20 protein-coding genes are annotated in these 20,947 nt (G+C 61.0%); 13 read left to right on the top strand and 7 right to left on the bottom strand.

Features of this window, described 5'->3' with window-relative positions:
• The first annotated feature begins 37 nt into the window (after positions 1-37).
• Positions 38-979, top strand: a complete 942-nt coding sequence (locus HKK57_RS07690) for an alpha/beta hydrolase (RefSeq protein ID WP_169389998.1) — start codon at positions 38-40, stop codon at positions 977-979.
• 124 nt (positions 980-1,103) lie between these two features.
• On the opposite strand, the gene HKK57_RS07685 is transcribed toward HKK57_RS07690, so the two are convergent.
• Positions 1,104-1,856 carry a DUF2059 domain-containing protein gene (locus HKK57_RS07685; RefSeq protein ID WP_029289427.1) on the bottom strand — a complete coding sequence of 251 codons (753 nt, stop codon included), beginning with the start codon at positions 1,854-1,856 and terminating at the stop codon, positions 1,104-1,106.
• Positions 1,857-1,987: 131 nt separating this feature from the next.
• Here HKK57_RS07685 and HKK57_RS07680 point away from each other — a divergent pair, with 131 nt between their 5' ends.
• Entirely contained in the window at positions 1,988-2,620 is a 633-nt protein-coding gene (locus HKK57_RS07680; protein WP_029289425.1) for a 2OG-Fe(II) oxygenase, read from the top strand.
• A 2-nt stretch (positions 2,621-2,622) separates the two neighbouring features.
• On the top strand, positions 2,623-3,111 hold the full coding sequence (locus tag HKK57_RS07675; RefSeq protein WP_029289423.1) for a DUF523 domain-containing protein: 489 nt from the start codon (positions 2,623-2,625) through the stop codon (positions 3,109-3,111).
• Between the two features lie 147 nt (positions 3,112-3,258).
• Here the strand turns inward: HKK57_RS07675 and HKK57_RS07670 are convergent, their stop codons facing one another.
• Entirely contained in the window at positions 3,259-3,882 is a 624-nt protein-coding gene (locus HKK57_RS07670; protein ID WP_169389997.1) for a transporter substrate-binding domain-containing protein, read from the bottom strand.
• Between the two features lie 134 nt (positions 3,883-4,016).
• Between HKK57_RS07670 and HKK57_RS07665 the strand changes: the two genes are divergently transcribed.
• Positions 4,017-4,454, top strand: coding sequence for a DUF4399 domain-containing protein (locus tag HKK57_RS07665; protein WP_029289419.1), 438 nt, complete (start codon positions 4,017-4,019; stop codon positions 4,452-4,454).
• 63 nt (positions 4,455-4,517) lie between these two features.
• Here the strand turns inward: HKK57_RS07665 and serA are convergent, their stop codons facing one another.
• Positions 4,518-5,747, bottom strand: a complete 1,230-nt coding sequence (gene serA / locus HKK57_RS07660) for a phosphoglycerate dehydrogenase (protein ID WP_029289418.1) — start codon at positions 5,745-5,747, stop codon at positions 4,518-4,520.
• Positions 5,748-5,952: 205 nt separating this feature from the next.
• Here serA and HKK57_RS07655 point away from each other — a divergent pair, with 205 nt between their 5' ends.
• From HKK57_RS07655 to HKK57_RS07640, 4 genes are all read left to right on the top strand, one after another.
• On the top strand, positions 5,953-7,347 hold the full coding sequence (locus tag HKK57_RS07655; protein ID WP_169389996.1) for an FAD-binding oxidoreductase: 1,395 nt from the start codon (positions 5,953-5,955) through the stop codon (positions 7,345-7,347).
• A 24-nt stretch (positions 7,348-7,371) separates the two neighbouring features.
• Positions 7,372-8,037, top strand: a complete 666-nt coding sequence (locus HKK57_RS07650; RefSeq protein WP_029289416.1) for a fumarylacetoacetate hydrolase family protein — start codon at positions 7,372-7,374, stop codon at positions 8,035-8,037.
• Positions 8,038-8,300: 263 nt separating this feature from the next.
• Positions 8,301-9,227 (top strand): SdiA-regulated domain-containing protein, encoded by a 927-nt coding sequence (locus HKK57_RS07645; protein ID WP_029289414.1) that lies wholly within the window; start codon positions 8,301-8,303, stop codon positions 9,225-9,227.
• A 120-nt stretch (positions 9,228-9,347) separates the two neighbouring features.
• On the top strand, positions 9,348-10,268 hold the full coding sequence (locus HKK57_RS07640; RefSeq protein ID WP_070993995.1) for an SdiA-regulated domain-containing protein: 921 nt from the start codon (positions 9,348-9,350) through the stop codon (positions 10,266-10,268).
• A gap of 13 nt (positions 10,269-10,281) precedes the next feature.
• On the opposite strand, the gene HKK57_RS07635 is transcribed toward HKK57_RS07640, so the two are convergent.
• The gene (locus HKK57_RS07635; protein WP_169389995.1) at positions 10,282-12,228 is read right to left on the bottom strand and encodes an autotransporter domain-containing protein; all 1,947 of its coding nucleotides are present in this window, start codon (positions 12,226-12,228) and stop codon (positions 10,282-10,284) included.
• 362 nt (positions 12,229-12,590) lie between these two features.
• On the bottom strand, positions 12,591-13,262 hold the full coding sequence (gene rpiA / locus HKK57_RS07630; protein ID WP_029289406.1) for a ribose-5-phosphate isomerase RpiA: 672 nt from the start codon (positions 13,260-13,262) through the stop codon (positions 12,591-12,593).
• A gap of 136 nt (positions 13,263-13,398) precedes the next feature.
• On the opposite strand from rpiA, the gene ilvA reads away from it, so the two are divergent.
• Positions 13,399-14,913 (top strand): threonine ammonia-lyase, biosynthetic, encoded by a 1,515-nt coding sequence (gene ilvA / locus HKK57_RS07625; RefSeq protein ID WP_029289404.1) that lies wholly within the window; start codon positions 13,399-13,401, stop codon positions 14,911-14,913.
• Between the two features lie 40 nt (positions 14,914-14,953).
• Positions 14,954-15,367, top strand: coding sequence for a DUF2269 family protein (locus HKK57_RS07620; protein ID WP_169389994.1), 414 nt, complete (start codon positions 14,954-14,956; stop codon positions 15,365-15,367).
• A gap of 128 nt (positions 15,368-15,495) precedes the next feature.
• Here HKK57_RS07620 and HKK57_RS07615 read toward each other — a convergent pair whose 3' ends face one another.
• Positions 15,496-16,152: an HAD family hydrolase gene (locus tag HKK57_RS07615; RefSeq protein WP_169389993.1), complete on the bottom strand. Its 657-nt coding sequence runs from the start codon at positions 16,150-16,152 to the stop codon at positions 15,496-15,498.
• A gap of 143 nt (positions 16,153-16,295) precedes the next feature.
• On the opposite strand from HKK57_RS07615, the gene HKK57_RS07610 reads away from it, so the two are divergent.
• Together HKK57_RS07610 and ptsP are read left to right on the top strand one after the other, a co-directional pair.
• Positions 16,296-16,775: an RNA pyrophosphohydrolase gene (locus HKK57_RS07610; protein WP_003176750.1), complete on the top strand. Its 480-nt coding sequence runs from the start codon at positions 16,296-16,298 to the stop codon at positions 16,773-16,775.
• Positions 16,776-16,797: 22 nt separating this feature from the next.
• On the top strand, positions 16,798-19,077 hold the full coding sequence (ptsP, locus tag HKK57_RS07605) for a phosphoenolpyruvate--protein phosphotransferase (RefSeq protein WP_029289388.1): 2,280 nt from the start codon (positions 16,798-16,800) through the stop codon (positions 19,075-19,077).
• Between the two features lie 90 nt (positions 19,078-19,167).
• Here the strand turns inward: ptsP and HKK57_RS07600 are convergent, their stop codons facing one another.
• A complete protein-coding gene (locus HKK57_RS07600) occupies positions 19,168-19,914 on the bottom strand; it encodes an NRDE family protein (protein WP_070993992.1) in 747 nt (248 codons plus the stop codon).
• Positions 19,915-20,127: 213 nt separating this feature from the next.
• Here HKK57_RS07600 and lgt point away from each other — a divergent pair, with 213 nt between their 5' ends.
• Positions 20,128-20,940 (top strand): prolipoprotein diacylglyceryl transferase, encoded by an 813-nt coding sequence (gene lgt / locus HKK57_RS07595; RefSeq protein ID WP_070993991.1) that lies wholly within the window; start codon positions 20,128-20,130, stop codon positions 20,938-20,940.
• The last annotated feature ends 7 nt before the right edge of the window (positions 20,941-20,947 follow it).

Genomic DNA, 20,947 nt, shown 5'->3' with positions numbered 1-20,947 from the left:
CTGTTCAATGCTGTGAAGCCCTAGTCTGGAAGTTCTTATGCCCGTTACCTTTGACCCCGATCATCTGCGCGAAAGCTTGCGGCCCCTGATGGACGCGCAACCGCTTTCGGCCGAGGCCAGGGTCTACCAGCGCTTCTATGGGCTGGACCTGGCTGCGCGCAAAACGCCGGTGGTCAGTCGCCTGGGGCGCTTCGAGGTGGACGGGTTCGCGGTGGTCAGCCAGGTCTGGTGGCCGGCGAAACCGGTGGCCACACTGTTTATGTTCCACGGTTTCTACGACCACATGGGGCTGTACCGCAGCGTGGTGGAGTGGGGTCTGGACCAGGGCTTCGTGGTGATTGCCTGCGACTTGCCGGGCCATGGCCTGTCCAGTGGCGCGCGGGCCAGCATCGATGATTTCGCGGTGTACCAGCAGGTGGTGAACGGCTTGTTCGAACAGGCCGACGCGCTGCAACTGCCCAAGCCCTGGCATCTGTTCGGGCAAAGCACCGGCGGGGCGATTGTGGTGGACCATCTGCTCCACCATGGCCCGGACAGCCCGGCGCAAGGCCAGACCTTCCTGTTGTCGCCGCTGGTGCGGCCGCGAGCCTGGGGCTGGTCGCAGCTCAGCTATTACCTGCTCAAGCCGTTCGTCAAAGGCATCGCCCGGCGCTTCAGCGATAACAGCAACGACCCGGCGTTTCGTCCGTTCCTCGAGGCCGACCCCTTGCAGCCCCGGCAACTGCCTACCGCTTGGGTGGGTGCGCTGGCGCGCTGGATCAAGCGCATCGAAGCTGCCCCGCGCAGCACGCGGCGGCCACTGATCGTGCAGGGCGAGGAGGATATGACGGTGGATTGGCAGCACAACTTGCAGGTGCTACGCGGCAAGTTCGATCAGCCGCAGGTCCTGATGGTGCCGCGTGGGCGGCATCACATGGCCAATGAGCTGCCTGAAATCCGCGAGCAATACTTCAAGTTCCTCACCGATCACCTGAAATAACCCTCCCCCCCTGTAGGAGCGAGCTTGCTCGCGAAGAACTCAAGGACGCCGCGTCTAACCAGGCAGCACGCGTTATCGTTGACGTTCTTCGCGAGCAAGCTCGCTCCTACAGGGGGGAGGGGCGTCAGGGGGCCAGGCTGGAGGTGCTTTGGCCGACCGCCAGGCCGGCGCGGATCGCTGCCAGCGCTGCTTGGTAATACGCCTTGCCTTCCGGCGATTCGGCAAACGTGGCGAACTCTTCCAGCTCCGGGTCTGACAGGTCCCGATACACGTACAGCAAGGTGTTGTTCAGGTCATTGCCGATCTGCTGCATCAACCGCTCGCGCTGGCCGTTGAGCATGCCTTGCGCCTGACCGCCGCCCAACAGGCCGGGGATCATCTGGCTCAGGCTGTCTGCTGCCACGCCGGCAATCGCCAGGCTGACCTCGGCCCCGGCTTCGCGGGCGGGCAACGCCTGGGCCAGGTGGCCGATGATCAGGCTACGGGTGGCGTCGGCCTGGATCTGCGGCAAGCCCTGGGCGTTCTTGGCCAATTGGTCGCGGCGGGTCGCCAGCAACTCGGCGGCGACAATCTTGCGCCCCAGCGGCGACTGGAAAAACGCCAGCGCGGGTTTTGGATCGGCCAGGTTCTGGCGCAACTGGGCTTCGGCGCGCTGATCCATGGCCTTGGGGGCGAAGCGTTTATTGCTGTTGTCCACCAGCGCCTGGTACACCGCCGGCGGCAAGCTGTTGCGGTATCGCTGCTGGGCGGCACTCAAGGCGTCATTAAAATGCGCACGTTGTTCCGGCCAGCCGGCGACCGCGTACAACTGGTCATGGCTGTCTGCCCAGGCGGGCAACACGCAGAACATCAGCAAGGATAAAAACAAACGACGCATAGGGACTCCTGTCAGTCGGCCACTATTGTCCGTGTCGGGCGTAGGATTTGTCGAGAAGTCCTATCAATCGCCTGACTAAAGTGTATTTAGGCGCTAGGCGGCGCTGTCGGTTTGCCAGGCGTATGGATACTATGCGCGCCATGCAAATATCCCCTGATGACCCGCTGCTGCTACGCATCGTCGACGACCTGGCCGTGAAAGGCTGGTCGCAGCAGAACATCTTCCTGCCAGAGGCTCTGACCCTGGAACTGGCGGCTGAGTGCCATAAACGTGCCGCTGAAGGTGAATTGGCACCGGCCGCTGTCGGACGCGGACCGGCCCAGGAGATTCGCGAGGGGATTCGTGGCGACCATATCCAATGGCTGGAGCCCGGCCAGGCGGTTATCTGCGACCGCTACCTGGTGTTGATGGACAGCCTGCGGCTGGCGATGAACCGGGGGTTGTTCCTGGGGCTGGAAGAGTTTGAATGCCACTTCGCCATGTACCCGCCGGGAGCGTTCTACCTCAAACACCTTGACCGTTTTCGCGATGATGACCGGCGCATGGTCTCGGCGGTGGTCTACCTGAACCAGGACTGGCTGCCCGAGCACGGCGGCCAGTTGCGCATGTACCTCAAGGATGGCATTGAACACGATGTGGACCCCACCGGCGGTTGCCTGGTGGTGTTCCTGTCGGGGGAAGTGCCCCATGAAGTCCTGCCCGCCCACCGCGAGCGCCTGTCCCTGACGGGCTGGTTTCGCCGGCGGGGCAACGAGCCGTTTTGAGCATGCAAAAGATTCTGGTCAGCCGCTGCCTGCTGGGGCATCGCGTGCGTTATGACGGTGGGGCCAGCGGGCCGTTCGACCAACTGGCCGCCTGGCAGGCCGAAGGGCGGGTGGTTGCGGTGTGCCCAGAGGTCGCTGGCGGCTTGCCTACGCCACGCCCATCCGCCGAGATTCCGGGCGGGCAGGGGATGGATGTGTGGGAAGGCCGCGCCCAAGTGTTGACCGCCGATGGCCAGGACTTCAGCGAAGCCTTCCTGGATGGGGCGCGCCAGGCCCTGGCTCTGGTGCAGCGCCACGGCATCCGTATCGCGGTGCTCAAGGCCAACAGCCCGTCATGCGGCAACCTGCTGACTTATGACGGCACGTTCAGTGGGGTGAAAGTCACGGGCGAAGGGGTGACGGCAGCGTTGCTCAAGCGCCATGGGGTGCAGGTGTTCAGCGAGTTGGAGTTGGCCGAGGCGGCTGCGGCCCTGCTCTCAAACCCCGCCTAAATCCCATGTGAGGGTGGGCTTGTGTGGGAGCGGGCTTGCCCGCGATGGCGCTATATCAGTGACAGATTTTTTGGCTGACCCACCGCAATCGCGGGCAAGCCCGCTCCCACACAAGCCCGCTCCCACACAAACCTGGCCCCACATTGGTTATTTGGCAGGTTTGCTGGTGTCAGCCTCTAACCACTTCTCCGACAGCGCCGTCAGCCGCCCATCGGCCTTGATCCGCTCCAACGCCATGTCCAGGCTCGATTTGAACGCCGGGTTGCCCTTCTGGAATGGGATGGCCAGGGTCAACGTGGCCTTGGCATCGACACGGCTGCGCAGATCCACGCCCTCGGTGGGCTTGGCGGCAAATTGACTGCTGGTGAGGGTATTCAGGCCGCTCAACAGGGGTTTTTGCTGCTTGTTGGCAAGCATCTGGGCATTGGCATAGCTATACGGTGCGCTGAAATCGAAACGATCGCGCAATTGCGCAGTCACAGCGATGTGGTTGATCGCCACGTCGTACTTGCCGCTTTCCACGCCGGGCAGCAAGTCTGCTTCGTCGGTGGTGATAAAGGAGGCGCGTACGTCCATTTCCCGAGCCAGCAACTCACCCAGTTCCACTTCAAAACCGGTGAGTTTGTCGCCTTCCTTGAAGTTGAAGGGCGGCGTGTCGGCCTCCAGGGCAATGCGCAGTTCCCCACGGTCAAACACGTCGTCAAACAGTTCGGCGTGAGCCAAGGGGCTCAAAAAAGGCAGCACAAGTAACAGGCCAGGCAAAAAACGCATGGTCACTCCTAAAGAATTCGAAGGTGCGAGACGCGGTTCAGGCTCGCTTTGCTATGGTGTCGAGTGCCTTGGACAACGTTTCGTCACTAAGTTGTCATAACCCTACAGATTTCACAGAAAAACTGGAGAAGTTAATGAAAGCCATTTTGTCTCGTGCAACCCTGGCCAGCCTGCTGCTGGGGGCTTCCATGCTGGCGTCAGCCGCCGATGTCCCACGTACACCTGCGCCCAAGGGTGCTGAAGTGTTTATTGTCTCGCCTAAGGATGGCGCTACCGTCGACAAGACCTTCACCGTTGAGTTTGGCATCAAGGGCATGGACCTGGAACCTATCGACAAACAAGTCCCGGGTGCCGGCCATCACCACTTGCTGGTTGATCAGAAGGAGTTGCCCGACCCAAGCCAGCCGATTCCCGCCACCGATACCGTGATCCATTTCGGCAAGGCGCAGACCAAGACTGAACTGACCCTGGCCCCAGGCAAGCACACCCTGCAACTGGTGGCGGGCGATAACGTTCACCGTCAGTTTGAACCTACTGTAGCTTCAAAAGTGATCACCGTTACCGTCAAGTAAGATTTGTTCAGACGAAAAAAAGGGAGCCCTCAGGGCTCCCTTCTTCGTGGTGCGTCTGAAACCTTAGAACAACACGCGGCTACGGATAGTACCGCTGATGTGCTGCAGCTTCTCTTGCGCCAGGTCCGAGTACTCGGCGTCGACGTCGATTACCACGTAGCCAACCTTCTCGTTGGTCTGCAGGAACTGACCGGAGATGTTGATGCCGTTTTCCGCGAAGACCTTGTTGATCTCCATCATCACACCCGGGATGTTCTGGTGGATGTGCAGCAGGCGGTGCTTACCAGGGTGAGCCGGCAGGGCCACTTCCGGGAAGTTGACCGAGGACACCGACGTACCGTTGTCGCTGTACTTGACCAGCTTTTCCGCTACTTCCAGACCGATGTTGGCCTGGGCTTCAGCGGTGGAACCGCCGATGTGCGGGGTCAGGATCACGTTGTCCAGGCCACGCAGCGGGCTTTCGAAAATGTCGTCGTTGGAGCGTGGCTCCACCGGGAACACGTCGATGGCGGCGCCGATCAGGTGCTTGTCCTTGATCGCGTCGGCCAGGGCATCCAGCTCGACCACGGTGCCGCGAGCGGCGTTGATCAGGATCCCGCCCTTCTTGATGGCGCGGATTTCCTTTTCGCCGATCATCCACTGGGTCTCAGCGGTTTCCGGCACGTGCAGGGTCACGATATCGGACATGCCCAGCAGCTCGGTCAGGCTCGACACCTGGGTGGCGTTGCCCAATGGCAGCTTGGTCAGGGTGTCATAGAAGAACACCTGCATGCCCAGGCCTTCGGCCAGTACCGACAATTGCGTGCCGATCGAACCGTAACCGACGATACCCAGCTTCTTGCCGCGGATTTCGAAGGAGTTGGCCGCGCTTTTGATCCAGCCGCCACGGTGGCAGGAAGCGTTCTTCTCAGGGATGCCGCGCAGCAACAGGATGGCCTCGGCCAATACCAGCTCCGCCACGGAACGGGTGTTGGAGTACGGGGCGTTGAACACTGCGATACCGCGCTCGCGCGCTGCATTGAGGTCAACCTGGTTGGTGCCGATGCAGAAACAGCCGACAGCTACCAGCTTCTTGGCGTGGTCGAAGATCTCTTCGGTCAGCTGGGTGCGGGAGCGAATGCCGATAAAGTGCGCGTCGGCGATCTTTTCCTTGAGCTGGGATTCCGGCAGAGAACTGGTGATGTACTCAATGCTGGTGTACCCGGCGGCCTTTAGGACGTCGACGGCCGATGGGTGGACGCCTTCCAGAAGAAGGAACTTGATCTTGCTCTTATCGAGAGAAGTCTTGCTCATCTGCGTAAACCTGTATCCCGGAGAAAAATGGCAGGGAATCGGATCGCTTAAGCTGACCCGGACGGCAGGAAAGCCGTCACCGCAGAAACGCCCTTGGGCTCTGTCCTGCGGGGGCGGTATGCTAGCATACGCGCCCCGCTAAACACTCATTCCTGCGACGTGAAGCGTTCTCAGGATGACCATGAATTGTTCGAGAGTTCTGTCGATGACCCATCCTGCCCTGATTGATGAGCTAAAGACCCTGGTTGAGCCCGGCAAAGTGCTGACCGATGCAGACTCCCTGGAGGCTTACGGCAAGGATTGGACCAAGCATTTCGCCCCCGCGCCGACCGCTATCGTCTTCCCCAAGACCATTGAGCAGGTACAGGTGATTGTCCGTTGGGCCAATGAACACAAGGTGGCGCTGGTGCCATCCGGTGGGCGTACCGGCTTGTCGGCGGCGGCCGTTGCCGCGAATGGCGAAGTGGTGGTGTCGTTCGACTACATGAACCAGATCCTCGACGTGAACCTCACCGACCGCACCGCCGTGTGCCAGCCGGGCGTGGTCACCAAGCAATTGCAGAACGTCGCCGAAGAAAACGGCCTGTATTACCCGGTGGACTTCGCTTCGTCCGGTTCTAGCCAGATTGGCGGCAATATCGGCACCAATGCCGGCGGGATCAAGGTCATTCGCTACGGCATGACCCGCAATTGGGTGGCCGGCATGAAGGTCGTCACCGGCAAGGGTGATGTACTGGAGCTCAACCGCGACCTGATCAAGAACGCCACCGGCTACGACATGCGCCAGCTGTTTATCGGTGCTGAAGGCACCCTGGGCTTTGTGGTCGAAGCCACCATGCGCCTGGACCGTGCGCCGAAAAACCTCACCGCCATGGTGCTTGGCACCACTGACTTCGACTCGATCATGCCGGTGTTGCATGCGTTCCAGAGCAAGCTGGATCTGACGGCCTTTGAGTTTTTCTCCGACAAGGCCCTGGCCAAAGTCCTCGGCCGTGGCGATGTGCCGGCGCCGTTCGAGACCGATTGCCCGTTCTATGCCCTGCTGGAATTTGAAGCCACCACCGAAGAAGTCGCCAACCACGCCCTGGAAACCTTTGAGCACTGTGTGGAGCAGGGCTGGGTGCTGGATGGCGTGATGAGCCAGAGCGAAACCCAGCTGCACAACCTGTGGAAGCTGCGCGAGTACATCTCCGAGACCATCTCCCACTGGACGCCATACAAGAACGACATTTCGGTCACTGTGTCGAAAGTGCCGGCGTTCTTGAAGGAAATCGACGCGATCGTCGGCGAACACTACCCCGACTTCGAAATCGTCTGGTTCGGCCACATCGGCGATGGCAACCTGCACTTGAACATCCTCAAGCCGGAAAGCCTGTCCAAGGACGAGTTCTTCGCCAAGTGCGCCACCGTCAACAAGTGGGTGTTTGAAACCGTCGAGAAGTACAACGGTTCGATCTCCGCCGAACATGGCGTGGGCATGACCAAGCGTGACTACCTGACCTACAGCCGCTCCCCGGTTGAAATCGAATATATGAAGGCAGTGAAGGCCGTGTTTGACCCGAACGGGATCATGAACCCGGGCAAGATCTTCGCTGTTTAACCATCACGAAAGAGGAAGCGGTCCATGAGCTATCAGCACAAGTACGTCGACGGCACCAATATCCACTTTCCGCTGGGCAAAGTGGTCTGCATCGGGCGCAACTACGCCGAACACGCCAAGGAATTGGATAACCCGGTGCCGACCGAGCCCCTGCTGTTTATCAAGCCGGGCAGTTGCGTGGTGCCATTGGAAGGCGGTTTTGCCATTCCAGCCGACCGTGGGTCGGTGCACTACGAAGCGGAAATTGCGGTGCTGATCGGCAAGCCCTTGTCGAAAACCCCGAGCCGTGAAGAAGTGCTGGACGCCATCTCCGGCTTCGCCCCGGCCCTGGACCTGACCCTGCGCGACAAGCAGTCCGAGCTCAAGGCCAAGGGCCTGCCGTGGGAAATTGCCAAGTCCTTCGACGGTGCGGCAGTCATTGCGCCGTTCGTGGTGGGCAGCACCTTCCCGGACCTGACCGATATCGGTATTCGCCTGACCATCAATGGCCAGGTGCGCCAGGACGGCAACAGTGCGCAGATGCTCAACCCGATCGTGCCGATGATCCAGCACATGGCCGGCTGCTTCTCGCTGCAGGCCGGTGATGTGATCCTGACCGGTACGCCTGTGGGCGTGGGCCCGCTGGAAGTGGGTGATGAACTGGTGCTGGAATTGCCCGGCGTGAGCCGCTTCGAAAGCTCCGTACGCTAACCCCATCCCTCTGTAGGTGCCGGCTTGTGTGGGAGCTGGCTTGCCTGCGATAGCATCACCGCGGTGTGCCTGATACACCACGGTGCTTGCATCGCGGGCAAGCCCGGCTCCTACACAAGCTCGTACACAGATTATTTGTGCGTACTGCGCAAATCGGCGCTTTGCATTTTTTTCACACGCCATCTGGATAATCCTCGGCCATATGGCACGCAGGCGGTCTAAGCCTGGGCTATCACCTACAGCCGATTATCTGGAATGCCTCCATGGCCGTACCTCTCCCTTCTGTGAAACCCGCTCCGCGCCCGCGCCTGAATATGCGTTGGTACTCCTGGCTGTTCCTGGTCGGGGCCGTCATGTATGGGATTTCCTGGTTGATGCACTGGGACGACCGGGGCGCGTTATGGGTGTTGGAGCGGTTTGAAAGCCCCATGGAGCGTCGGGAGAGTGTCTGGCTTCCGGATTACCAGACGGTGATTGACGCCAAGCCGTTGCCCGGCATGGAAAAGGACGAAGCGTCGGATCTGGCCTACGACCCCAGGACCAAGACCCTGTACGCGGTCATGGGCCGCAACCCGTTCCTGGTGGAGCTGAGCCTGCAGGGCGATGTGTTGCGCAAGATCCCCCTGGTGGGCTGGAGCAACCCGGAAGGCGTGACGGTCATGGAAAACGGCGTGCTGGCCATCGTGGATGAGCGCAGACACAACATGACGCTGGTCAAGGTCGATGCCGATACGCGCCAACTGGCCTTCGCTGACTTCCCCAGCTACGACCTGGGGCCCTCCGAAAACCAGAACAAGGCATTCGAGGCCATCACCTGGGACAAGCGCAATCAACAACTGGTGTTGGGTATCGAACGGCCAGCGCAGTTGTTCACCTGGCACAGCGACGGCGGCCAGGTCCTGGCTGGCAACAAGCAGAAACTGCCCAGCTCCGAGTTGGATATTCGCAACCTCTCGGCCCTGAGCGTCGATCCGCGTACCGGCCACCTGTTGGTACTGTCCGCCGACTCCCATCTGCTGCTGGAGCTGGACGAAGAAGGCAAGCAAGTCAGCTTCATGACGGTGCTTGGCGGCTTCAATGGCCTGAAAAACACCATCCCCCGCGCCGAAGGCGTGACCATGGATGAAAACGGCACGCTGTACATGGTCAGCGAGCCCAATCTGTTCTACCGCTTCGAAAAGCAGAAATAGCCGACTAATACGTCGGATTCTTCTCTATGAGCGGCATTCCCCAGACACTGAGCTGCGTTTAAGTTTAAATTCAGATGGCTGTGATATTCATTTGCCAGTTTTGACTTTGAGCCAGCCCCCATGCGCCGATTTGCCCGCCCCAAACCCGCCCTGTTTATCCTGTTGTTGATCGCCCTGGTTGCTGTGGGCGTGGTCGCCCAGCAGTTTCGTTTATTCGAGCGTGCCTGGTTCAACTGGCAGGCTTGGCGCCAGCCGGTGGACGAACGATCCATTGGCCTGGCGGATTATCACGTGGTGCTGGAAGCCCAGGTGATTGACGGCCTGGACGATGACGTCTCGGCATTGACCTTCGATCCGGTGCGCAAGAGCCTGTTTACCGTGACCAACCAAAACGCCGAACTGGTCGAACTGTCCCTGGATGGCAAGATCCTGCGGCGTATCAACCTGGTGGGCTTTGGCGATGCCGAAGCGGTGGAGTTCATCAGCGAGAACACCTATGTGGTCAGCGATGAACGTCAGCAGCGCTTGATCAAGATACATCTGGAGGACGACACGCAGTTCCTCGACGCGGCCGATGCCGAGCAGATGACCCTGGGTGTGCACCTCAAGGGCAATAAAGGGTTTGAAGGGCTGGCCTATGACTCGGTGGGCAAGCGCCTGTTTGTCGCCAAGGAGCGGGACCCGATGTTGATCTACGAAGTGCATGGGTTTCCCCATTTCAAACCCGAAAAGACCTACTCGGTCCATGTCGTCAACAACCCACGGCGCGATGCCGGGCTGTTTGTGCGCGACCTGTCCAGCTTGCAATACGATGAGCGCAGCGGCCACTTGCTGGCGCTGTCCGATGAGTCGTACCTGGTGTTGGAATTGGATATCGACGGTCGCCCCTTGAGCAGTCTGTCATTGCTCAAGGGGCGCCATGGCCTGAAGAAGCGCGTGCCCCAGGCCGAGGGCATCGCCATGGATGACGATGGCACGCTGTATTTGGTCAGTGAGCCGAATTTGTTCTACGTGTTCAAGAAAAAAGCCGACCCACTGTAGGCGCGAGCAAGGATCAGAACATCCACTGTACGCCCAGGGAGTAGCCGGTCTGGCTGCCTTCGGCATGGCCCAGGCGCCCGTTCACTTCGGCGTACACCCCAAGCTGCGGGGTGATCGCCAATTGGCTGCCGACCTGTGCGCGGCCAAAACTCTTGTCTACTGAACCCAGGCGCGCAGTGCGCACCTGGCCATCAGCTCGTGCAGTCAGGTCCAGGTCGTCCAGGCGGCCGTCGGCCAGTTCCTTGACCCAGGCGATATCGCCGTAGGGCATCAGGCTCAGGCCGTAAGGCAGGGCCACAGCACCACGCACGCGCCAGCCGAGGCTGGCTTCCAGGGAATCGAAAGACTGCTCTTCATATTCAAGGGCCGTGCGCAGGTTCTGCTTCTCGTGGAACTTGTCGATACGCGAGTGGCTGTAATCCAGGCCGGCAAACGGTCCGGTCTTGATCGCACCCAGGTCGAAGTCATAGCCGCCGAGCACCCGGGCACCCAGGGACAAGGCATCGGTCTCGCCAGTCAGTTGCTGGTCAAGCAACACGGGGCCGCCATTGGCCTGGATCACCAGGTTACGTTTTGAGTCAAAGCTGCTGTGGCCCACGCTCAGGTCGCCGGCCAGCCAGGTCGGGCCACCATCGTTCAACAAGGCATAGACTGCGGCTTGCCAGGTGTCGCTTTCCAGCTTGCCACGGTGCTCGAGTTTGTCGCGACCGTTGAGGTAGCTGAGGCTGGCGCCGATGTTCAAGCTGCTGCTCAGTTGATAGTCACCCAGGGCATGCAGGCCCAGGCGTCGCGCTTCGGGGTTGGGAGCGGTGTCGAAGCCACTGTCCGGGTTGTACTCGCCGTCCACGCCGATCTCGCCATCGAAGGTGCCCACTTCACGGCTGGCCGATTGCAACGTCAGCCAGCGGCGATCGTGCAAACGCACCATGGCCTGGTGCTGGCGCTGCAGGTTGTCCTGCATGTTGCGCGCAACCGCGCCGCCCGAGGTGGTGGAGGCCATCAAGTCGGCATTGGTCAGCTCCAGCACCAGGCGGCTGAGCAGGCGCGAATAATCGCGCAGGCGCTGGTCGATGCGTTCCTGGCCGAAAGCATTGGTCAGGACGCTCTTGTTGTCTTCGTTGGGGTCGTGCCAGGTCGAGCCGCCGGGGATCGCTGGGTTGTCGGTCTGGGTGTAGCCGTCCAGGTCGCCCAGTTCCCAGTTGGTGGCTTCGATATACAGGATCGGGATATTCAGCGCCTCGAAGGCTTCGCCATCACTGCAGCAACCGGTGCCGGCGGGGTATTGCGCGTCCAGGCCGGGGTTGGTGAACAGGTTGATGTTCAATTCCTTGGCGATCTGGAACGTGTGTTCGCGCAACGATGCCAGGGCCGGGTTGGCGGTGCTGTTCTGGCCGGCGTGGGCGTACATCATGTCGCCGGTGATCAGGCTGTCGAGGTTGATCATGGCCAGCATATTGGCGCGCTGGCTGGCGCTCAGCGAATCGACAAATGCTCGGGAGCCGCGCAGGCCTTCCTCTTCGGCGCCGAAGCCGACGATCTGCAAGCCGTTTTCCAGTTGCAGGCCGCCAAGGTTCTTCGCCACTTCGGTCAGCACACTGGCGCCGGAGCCGTTGTCGTCCAGGCCTTGCAGGGTCGGGCGGCCAAAATAGGTATCGAAGTGCGCGCCAATCACCACGTATTGCGGTTTGGTGCCGGCGGCATAGGCCACCACGTTTTGCGAAGCGCGGCTGCCGCCATTCCAAGTGAAGTCCTGGCGGCTGATGTTATAGGCGCTGCCCATCTGGCTCTGCATCCAGTCGGCGGCGCCGGCGAAGTTGGCCGTGCCTCGGTAGCGGCCGGGGTAGTCGGTGATCAGCTTTTCCAGGGTGGTATTGGCGTGCTCGCCGTAATCGTAGGCATTGGATTGAGTCGACAGCAGGGCACAGGCAACGCTGACAGCGAGGGCTAGGGGCTTGATCACAAGGTCTTCCTTGAAGAGGTTGAGGGAGTTGCTCGGCGGGACCGATTGCACAATGCGCGCCTCATTCCGTGGGGCGGTCGCGAATTGGCGCGTTGTTGGAAGTGGGGGTCGCCTGGCTATAAGTTGTAACGGATTTGATACCAGATGCGGCAGGGGATGCCGTGACTTGGCGCACAAATTGGGGCGGGCGGGGGAGAGGCTGCTGCGAAAAGTAGCGTTTTTGTTACATGTCCATCGAACGGAGCGCGGTCAAAAAGGTGGGAGCGGGCTTGCTCGCGAATGCGGTGTGTCAGCCAGCAAGTTCGGTGACTGGCACATCGCATTCGCGAGCAAGCCCGCTCCCACAGGGGTTCTGCGTGTACTTAGGCCTTGAGGGTTTTCACGCCTTCACTGGTCCCCAGCAGCAGCACATCCGCAGGGCGCGCGGCGAACAACCCGTTGGTGACCACGCCGACGATCGCATTGATCTGGGTCTCCAGCTCCACCGGGTTGGTGATCTGCATGTTGAACACATCGAGGATGATGTTGCCGTTGTCGGTCAGCACGCCTTCGCGGTACACCGGGTCGCCGCCCAGTTTTACTAGCTCGCGGGCCACGTGGCTGCGGGCCATGGGGATCACTTCTACCGGCAGCGGGAAGTTGCCCAGTACCGGCACCAGTTTGCTGGCGTCGGCGATGCAGATAAAGGTCTTGGCCACGGCCGCGACGATTTTCTCGCGGGTCAGGGCAGCGCCGCCGCCCTTGATCAGGTTCAGGTGTTCGTCGCTTTCATCGGCGCCGTCGATATAGAACTCCAGGTCGCTCACGGTATTGAGCTCGTACACCGGAATGCCATGGCCCTTGAGGCGCGCGGCGGTGGCTTCGGAACTGGCCACGGCGCCGTCGAACGCGCCCTTGTGCAGGGCCAGCGCGTCGATAAAGCAATTGGCGGTGGAGCCGGTGCCAACACCGACGATGCTTTTATCGTCGAGTTTAGGAAGGATTAAATCGACGGCGGCCTGGGCCACTGCCTGTTTGAGTTGATCCTGGGTCATGCGGGCTCCGGAACGGGCGGGGAGTAAAGAGGGGCGCGAGTATAACCCAACAAAACCTCTGGATTCGTGTGGTCGTCCGGCCAAAAGGCGGGTTAGACTCCTCGGCCCTGCCCAACCCGCCCAGTGATGCTTTCCGATGCTCGAACAGTACGTCAAAAAGATCCTCACCTCGCGCGTTTACGACGTTGCCGTGGAAACCCCGTTGCAGACCGCCCGCCAGCTCTCCGAGCGCCTGGGCAACAAGGTCTGGCTCAAGCGCGAAGACTTGCAGCCGGTGTTTTCCTTCAAGATTCGCGGTGCCTACAACAAGCTGACCCAACTGACCGCTGAAGAACGCGCGCGTGGCGTGGTCACTGCCTCGGCCGGCAACCATGCCCAGGGCCTGGCCCTGGCGGCCAAGGTGCTAGGGGTCAAGGCCACGATCGTGATGCCCAAGACCACCCCGGAAATCAAGGTTGAAGGCGTACGCTCCCGTGGCGGCAAAGTGGTGCTGCATGGCGACTCCTTCCCGGAAGCGCTGGCGTATTCGCTGAAGCTGGTCGACGAAAAAGGCTACGTCTACATTCACCCCTACGATGATCCGCACACCATTGCCGGGCAGGGCACCGTGGCGATGGAGATCCTGCGCCAGCACCCAGGGCCGCTGGATGCGATTTTCGTCCCGGTGGGCGGTGGAGGCCTGATTGCCGGCATCGCCGCGTACGTGAAGTACCTGCGCCCGGAGATCAAGATCATCGGCGTCGAGCCGGACGACTCCAACTGCCTGCAAGCCGCCATGGCCGCGGGCGAACGCGTGGTACTGCCAGCCGTGGGGATCTTTGCCGATGGCGTGGCGGTGGCGCAGATCGGCCAGCACACGTTCGATATCTGCAAAGACTATGTCGACGAAGTGATCACCGTCAGCACCGATGAAATCTGCGCGGCAATCAAGGATATCTACGACGACACCCGCTCCATCACCGAGCCAGCAGGGGCCTTGGGCGTGGCCGGGATCAAGAAGTACGTGGAGACCCGTGGCGTCAGCGGCCAGACCTTTGTTGCCATTGATTCCGGGGCCAACGTCAACTTCGACCGCCTGCGCCATGTGGCCGAGCGCGCCGAGTTGGGCGAAGGCCGTGAAGCGATCATCGCCGTGACCATCCCCGAGCGCCCAGGCAGCTTCAAGGCCTTCTGCGAAGCCGTGGGCAAGCGCCAGATCACCGAATTCAACTACCGCTACCACTCCGGCAGTGAGGCGCACATTTTTGTCGGGGTGCAGACCCATCCGGAAAACGACCCGCGCAGCGCACTGATTGCGAGCCTGACCGAGCAGGGTTTCCCGGTGCTGGACCTGACCGAGAACGAGCTGGCCAAGCTGCATATCCGCCATATGGTCGGTGGGCATGCGGCGCATGTCAGCAATGAAGTGGTGTTCCGTTTCGAATTCCCGGAACGTCCGGGAGCCTTGTTCAACTTTCTTAACAAATTGGGCGGTCGCTGGAACATCTCGATGTTCCACTATCGCAACCACGGCGCGGCTGACGGTCGGGTGGTCGCTGGGCTGCAAGTGCCAGCCAACGAGCGGCACCTGGTGCCGGCGGCGCTGGAAGCCATTGGCTACCCGTATTGGGATGAAAGTGACAACCCGGCCTATCAACTGTTCCTCGGTTGAGCGACTACGCTGATTGGGCGGCCTTTAAGGAATCGAGAGCATGGAATATCTGACAACCCTCAAGACCATCCACATGGTGGCAACGGTGCTGCTATTGGCCAGCGGCCTGGCCCTGGCGGTGCTGAGCTGGCGCAAGCGCGCAGCCGGGCCGGCGATTACATTGCAACGGCCATGGCTGTTTGTGTGGTTGTTGATGGGCGTAAGCCTGGTGAGCATGCCATTCACCGGCTGGTGGCTGGTGCACCTGATCGACTGGCCATTGGGGCAGACATGGATCCTGGGCTCCAGCGTGATCTATACCGTCGCGGCGCTGGCCTGGTTCTGGCTGGTGGTGCGCCTCAATCGCCTGCGCCTGGGCGGTACGGGCAGCGCGAAATTCACCCTGGCCCTGGCGGTTGTCAGCCTGGTGGGGTTTGTGGCGATTGCCGGGTTGATGGGGGCCAAGCCGGTCTAGCGTTCGTCAAACCATTGTAGGAGCGAGCTTGCTCGCGAAAAACGTCAACGATAACGCGTACCCGCTGATTAAACGTGTCGCGCTTAGGTTTTTCGCGAGCAAGCTCGCTCCTACAGGGATTTGGGTTATCAGCTGCGCAGGCTGATTACCGGCCATCCACGCTTCTGGGCCTCAGCCCGCAAATTCGCATCCGGATCCACCGCCACCGGGTGAGTCACCTGCTCCAGCAACGGCAGGTCGTTCATCGAATCGCTGTAGAAATAGCTGTCGTCCAGGCTATACCCGGTCTCTTCCAGCCATCGATTCAAGCGCGTCACCTTGCCCTCGCGAAAGCACGGAATATCCGTGCTGCGCCCAGTGTAGCGGCCATCGGCCATCTCACACTCGGTGGCGATCAGGGTTTCAACCCCCAAACGTGCGGCAATCGGCGCGGTGACAAAGCGGTTGGTGGCGGTGATGATGACCAGCGTGTCACCGGCGGCGCGGTGTTTGGCCAGCAGTTCAGCCGCCTTGGGCAGCATCAGCGGTTCGATGCAGTCGCGCATGAAGTCGCGGTGCCATTCGTCGAGTTGGGCCATCTCGGTGTTGCCGAGGATTTCCAGGCTGAAGTTCAGGTACGCGGCGTTGTCCAGCTTGCCGGCCAGGTAATCCTGGTAGAACTCGTCGTTGCGGGTTTTGTAGGCAACGGCATCGAGGATGCCGCGCTCACACAGGTAATCACCCCAGGCGTGGTCACTGTCGCCGCCCAAAAGCGTGTTGTCCAAGTCGAATAAAGCCAGGCGCATTGCGGTTACTCGCTGAAAAGTCTGTAAAAAGGCGTCCAGAATACGGTCTTTTCACAAGAGTGCACATAAGGTAAGCAGCCTCGTTGCCGCTGCAACAAGCTTTGTGGAACAATGCGGCGACATGCGTTTGCGAGGTTGTTGCCGTGATCGACCCCGATGGTTTCCGTCCAAATGTCGGGATTATTCTTACGAATGATGCCGGACAGGTGCTATGGGCTCGCCGTATCAACCAAGATGCCTGGCAGTTTCCCCAGGGCGGGATCAACCCCGACGAAACCCCTGAAGACGCCTTGTACCGCGAGTTGAACGAAGAAGTAGGCCTGGAACGCGAAGATGTGCAAATTCTCGCCTGTACCCGAGGCTGGTTGCGCTATCGTTTGCCGCAACGCCTGGTGCGTACCCACAGCCAACCACTGTGCATCGGCCAGAAGCAAAAGTGGTTTCTCCTGCGCCTGATCTCCAACGAGCAGCGGGTGCGGATGGATTTGACCGGTAAACCGGAGTTCGATGGCTGGCGCTGGGTCAGTTATTGGTATCCGTTGGGCCAGGTGGTGACATTCAAGCGCGAGGTTTATCGTCGCGCTCTCAAAGAGCTTGCCCCGCGCCTTTTAGCGCGCGACTGACGACGGAGTTCGACCCCGAGCCATGCTCAATACGCTGCGCAAGATCGTCCAGGAAGTTAACTCCGCCAAGGATCTCAAGGCGGCGTTGGGGATTATTGTGTTGCGCGTCAAGGAAGCCATGGGCAGCCAGGTCTGCTCGGTTTACCTGCTGGACCCCGAGACCAACCGTTTTGTGCTGATGGCCACGGAGGGCTTGAACAAGCGCTCCATCGGCAAGGTCAGCATGGCGCCCAATGAAGGTCTGGTGGGCCTGGTGGGGACGCGTGAAGAACCCCTGAACCTTGAGAACGCGGCCGATCACCCGCGTTATCGCTACTTTGCCGAAACCGGCGAAGAACGTTACGCCTCCTTCCTCGGCGCCCCGATCATCCACCACCGCCGCGTTGTCGGCGTATTGGTCATCCAACAGAAAGAACGCCGCCAGTTCGATGAAGGTGAAGAAGCCTTCCTCGTGACCATGAGCGCGCAGCTGGCCGGGGTTATCGCCCATGCCGAGGCCACCGGCTCGATTCGCGGCCTGGGTCGCCAGGGCAAGGGCATCCAGGAGGCCAAGTTCGTTGGCGTGCCGGGTTCACCGGGCGCTGCGGTCGGTACTGCGGTGGTCATGCTGCCGCCGGCTGACCTGGATGTGGTGCCGGACAAGTCCATCGACGACATCGATGCGGAAATCAAACTGTTCAAGACCGCCCTGGAAGGGGTGCGCGCCGACATGCGCAACCTGTCGACCAAACTGGCCACCCAGTTGCGCCCCGAAGAACGGGCGCTGTTCGACGTGTACCAGATGATGCTCGACGACGCGTCCCTGGGTAACGAAGTCAAGACCGTGATCAAGACCGGCCAGTGGGCCCAGGGCGCGCTGCGCCAGGTGGTCACCGATCACGTCAACCGCTTCGAGCTGATGGACGACGCCTACCTGCGCGAGCGCGCCTCGGATGTGCGCGACCTGGGCCGGCGCCTGCTGGCCTACCTGCAGGAAGACCGCACCACCAATCTGGTGTACCCCGACAACACCATCCTGATCAGTGAAGAACTGACCGCCACCATGCTCGGCGAAGTGCCGGAAGGCAAACTGGTGGGCCTGGTCTCGGTATTGGGTTCGGGCAACTCCCACGTGGCGATCCTGGCCCGGGCCATGGGTATCCCGACGGTAATGGGCCTGGTGGACCTGCCGTATTCCAAGGTTGACGGCATCTCGATGATCGTCGACGGGCACCGGGGCGAGGTTTTCACCAACCCCAGCGAGTTGCTGCGCAAGCAGTACGCCGAAGTCGTAGAGGAGGAGCGCCAGCTGTCCCAGGGTCTCGATGCCCTGCGCGAACTGCCCTGCGTGACCCTCGACGGCCACCGTGTACCGCTGCTGGTCAACACTGGCCTGCTGGCGGACGTGGCGCGTGCTCAACAACGTGGCGCTGAAGGGGTGGGCCTGTACCGCACCGAAGTGCCGTTCATGATCAACCAACGTTTCCCGAGCGAGAAGGAGCAGCTGGCGATCTATCGCGAGCAACTGTCCGCCTTCCATCCGCTACCGGTGACGATGCGCAGCCTGGACATCGGCGGCGACAAGTCACTGTCTTATTTCCCCATCAAGGAAGACAACCCCTTCCTTGGCTGGCGCGGCATCCGCGTTACCCTCGACCACCCCGAAATCTTCCTCGTCCAGACCCGCGCCATGCTCAAGGCCAGCGAAGGCCTGAACAACCTGCGTATCCTCCTGCCGATGATCTCCGGCACCCACGAACTGGAAGAGGCCCTGCACCTGATCCACCGGGCCTGGGGCGAAGTGCGCGACGAGGGCGCCGATGTGCCGATGCCTCCGATTGGCGTAATGATCGAAATTCCGGCAGCGGTGTACCAGGCCAAGGAACTGGCGCGGCAGGTGGACTTCCTGTCGGTGGGCTCCAACGACCTGACCCAATACCTGCTGGCCGTGGACCGTAACAACCCACGGGTGGCCGACCTCTACGACTACCTGCACCCGGCGGTGCTGCAAGCCCTGCAACACGTGGTGCGCGACGCCCATGCCGAAGGCAAGCCGGTGAGTATCTGTGGGGAAATGGCCGGTGATCCGGCAGCGGCGGTGCTGTTGATGGCCATGGGCTTTGACAGCCTGTCGATGAACGCCACCAACCTGCCGAAGGTCAAGTGGATGCTGCGCCAGATCAACCTGAGCAAGGCCAAGGAGCTGTTGGCGGAGTTGATGACCATCGACAACCCGCAAGTTATCCACAGCTCGCTGCAGTTGGCCCTGAAAAGCCTGGGGTTGGCGCGGATGATCAATCCGACGGCGACCAAAACCCTGTAGGAGCGAGCTTGCTCGCGAAAAACGTCAACGATAACGCGTACCCGCTGATTAAACGTGTCGCGCTCAGGTTTTTCGCGAGCAAGCTTGCTCCTACAGGTTGATGTCTACCTCGCCGAGTCGTCCACCATGGGGCCCGAAGCTACGTTCCACCATCCGCCGCGTCCCATCGGCATGCACAATCAGTGCGGTACTCGCCCGTGTTCCATAACTGGGGCTGGCGATAAACACACTCGACAACAAACTCTCGGTGGCGAGCCCCACCCCGGTATCCGGCAGCTCGGCAAACGGTGCGGTCTGCGGGTCGCTCAAAATCCCCAGCAGGGCTTCAGGATGGGGATCGTCCAGCACTTCGGCCAGCGCGGCCTTGGCCTTGAGCAGTTTGGGCCACGGCGTGTCCAGCCCGGCATTGGATAACCCATAGATCCCGTTCATCAGTTGCGTGGGCGTCGACTCATTGGCGTTGTAATGCCATAACTCATCCCGCGTGCCGATCAACAGGTTGAACCCGGCATATTCAATCGATCTGCCGTTAACATCGGCTAAATAGTCATCAACCGGTAGGGAACCGTTGAGAAAGCGCGCCACCAACTCGCCCCGGGACTTGCGCGCCGGTGGCTGGTGCGGGTCGCGGATGTTGGTCAGCGCGGCAAACCGCCCATCGGCACCGATCCCCAGCCAGGAGCCACCCGCTTCCTGGTCGCGGCCGGCATATACCTGCGGTGCATCCGGCCACTGGGCCAGGGGCAGGCTGGGCCGGGCGTAGAACTCGTCACGGTTGGCCGCGACGATCAGGGGCTGGGCGTGGCCCGGCCGCCAGGCGAAAACAATCAGGCACATAAGGCGATCCTTTTGTGTTTTGTTCACTCTACCCATAGAACCGCCGGCTATCCATCGTATCGAAGTTGGGCCAGATGCCTCCCATCCGTTAACATGCCAGGCTGCTTGGCGTGGGGGCGAACTTCTTCATTTGATCGAACTGCTGTAACGCAGGCTTAATCGCCCACCGGCATGGTCCGTGCGCAATAACGAATGATTTAACGAGGAGTCGCAATGCTGCCTTACCCGCAGATCGACCCGGTGGCCCTGGCCATCGGTCCGCTGAAAATCCACTGGTACGGGTTGATGTACCTGATCGGCATCGGCGGTGCCTGGCTGCTGGCTTCTCGGCGCCTGAACCGCTTCGACCCGACCTGGACCAAGGAGAAACTCTCCGACATGGTGTTCTGGATGTCGATGGGGGTGATAGTCGGCGGCCGCCTGGGCTATGTGCTGTTCTACGACTTGAGCGCGTACCTGGCCAACCCGACCCTGATCTTCGAGGTGTGGAAGGGCGGTATGGCGTTCCACGGCGGCTTTATCGGCGTGATGCTCGCGGCCTGGTGGTTTGGCCGGCGCAACGGCAAGTCATTCTTCCAGTTGATGGACTTCGTCGCGCCGATGGTGCCGATTGGCCTGGGTGCCGGGCGTATCGGTAACTTCATCAATGCCGAATTGTGGGGCAAACCGACCGACGTGCCGTGGGCGATGGTGTTCCCACCCTTCAGCGACCCGGCGCAACTGCCGCGCCACCCGTCGCAGCTGTACCAGTTCGCCCTGGAAGGCGTGGCGCTGTTCCTGATCCTCTACATCTTCTCGCGCAAGCCGCGCCCGACCATGGCGGTTTCCGGGATGTTCGCCCTGTTCTACGGGATCTTCCGCTTTATCGTCGAGTTCGTGCGGGTGCCGGATGCGCAACTGGGCTACCTGGCGTTTGGCTGGCTGACCATGGGCCAGGTGCTGAGCATCCCAATGATCCTCGCAGGCCTGGGCATGCTCTGGTGGGCTTACAATCGCCCGCAGGCGATCAAGAACGCCGCGCTATAAATTCGAA

The sequence above is a fragment of the Pseudomonas sp. ADAK21 genome, from assembly GCF_012935735.1.
Taxonomy (GTDB): Bacteria; Pseudomonadota; Gammaproteobacteria; order Pseudomonadales; family Pseudomonadaceae; genus Aquipseudomonas; species Aquipseudomonas proteolytica.
Note: the sequence above shows the minus strand (reverse complement) of the source record. Positions and strands in the feature narration are given on the sequence as shown.

Excerpts from the sequence above, each read along its gene's own strand:
- HKK57_RS07670 (WP_169389997.1), bottom strand. The coding sequence starts at position 3,882 with ATGCGTTTTTTGCCTGGCCTGTTACTTGTGCTGCCTTTTTTGAGCCCC.
- serA (WP_029289418.1), bottom strand. The coding sequence starts at position 5,747 with ATGAGCAAGACTTCTCTCGATAAGAGCAAGATCAAGTTCCTTCTTCTG.
- HKK57_RS07690 (WP_169389998.1), top strand. The coding sequence starts at position 38 with ATGCCCGTTACCTTTGACCCCGATCATCTGCGCGAAAGCTTGCGGCCC.
- ilvA (WP_029289404.1), top strand. The coding sequence starts at position 13,399 with ATGCTCGAACAGTACGTCAAAAAGATCCTCACCTCGCGCGTTTACGAC.
- HKK57_RS07640 (WP_070993995.1), top strand. The coding sequence starts at position 9,348 with ATGCGCCGATTTGCCCGCCCCAAACCCGCCCTGTTTATCCTGTTGTTG.
- HKK57_RS07680 (WP_029289425.1), top strand. The coding sequence starts at position 1,988 with ATGCGCGCCATGCAAATATCCCCTGATGACCCGCTGCTGCTACGCATC.
- HKK57_RS07650 (WP_029289416.1), top strand. The coding sequence starts at position 7,372 with ATGAGCTATCAGCACAAGTACGTCGACGGCACCAATATCCACTTTCCG.
- HKK57_RS07645 (WP_029289414.1), top strand. The coding sequence starts at position 8,301 with ATGGCCGTACCTCTCCCTTCTGTGAAACCCGCTCCGCGCCCGCGCCTG.
- ptsP (WP_029289388.1), top strand. The coding sequence starts at position 16,798 with ATGCTCAATACGCTGCGCAAGATCGTCCAGGAAGTTAACTCCGCCAAG.
- rpiA (WP_029289406.1), bottom strand. The coding sequence starts at position 13,262 with ATGACCCAGGATCAACTCAAACAGGCAGTGGCCCAGGCCGCCGTCGAT.
- HKK57_RS07655 (WP_169389996.1), top strand. The coding sequence starts at position 5,953 with ATGACCCATCCTGCCCTGATTGATGAGCTAAAGACCCTGGTTGAGCCC.
- HKK57_RS07675 (WP_029289423.1), top strand. The coding sequence starts at position 2,623 with ATGCAAAAGATTCTGGTCAGCCGCTGCCTGCTGGGGCATCGCGTGCGT.
- HKK57_RS07600 (WP_070993992.1), bottom strand. The coding sequence starts at position 19,914 with ATGTGCCTGATTGTTTTCGCCTGGCGGCCGGGCCACGCCCAGCCCCTG.
- HKK57_RS07620 (WP_169389994.1), top strand. The coding sequence starts at position 14,954 with ATGGAATATCTGACAACCCTCAAGACCATCCACATGGTGGCAACGGTG.
- HKK57_RS07615 (WP_169389993.1), bottom strand. The coding sequence starts at position 16,152 with ATGCGCCTGGCTTTATTCGACTTGGACAACACGCTTTTGGGCGGCGAC.
- lgt (WP_070993991.1), top strand. The coding sequence starts at position 20,128 with ATGCTGCCTTACCCGCAGATCGACCCGGTGGCCCTGGCCATCGGTCCG.
- HKK57_RS07665 (WP_029289419.1), top strand. The coding sequence starts at position 4,017 with ATGAAAGCCATTTTGTCTCGTGCAACCCTGGCCAGCCTGCTGCTGGGG.
- HKK57_RS07685 (WP_029289427.1), bottom strand. The coding sequence starts at position 1,856 with ATGCGTCGTTTGTTTTTATCCTTGCTGATGTTCTGCGTGTTGCCCGCC.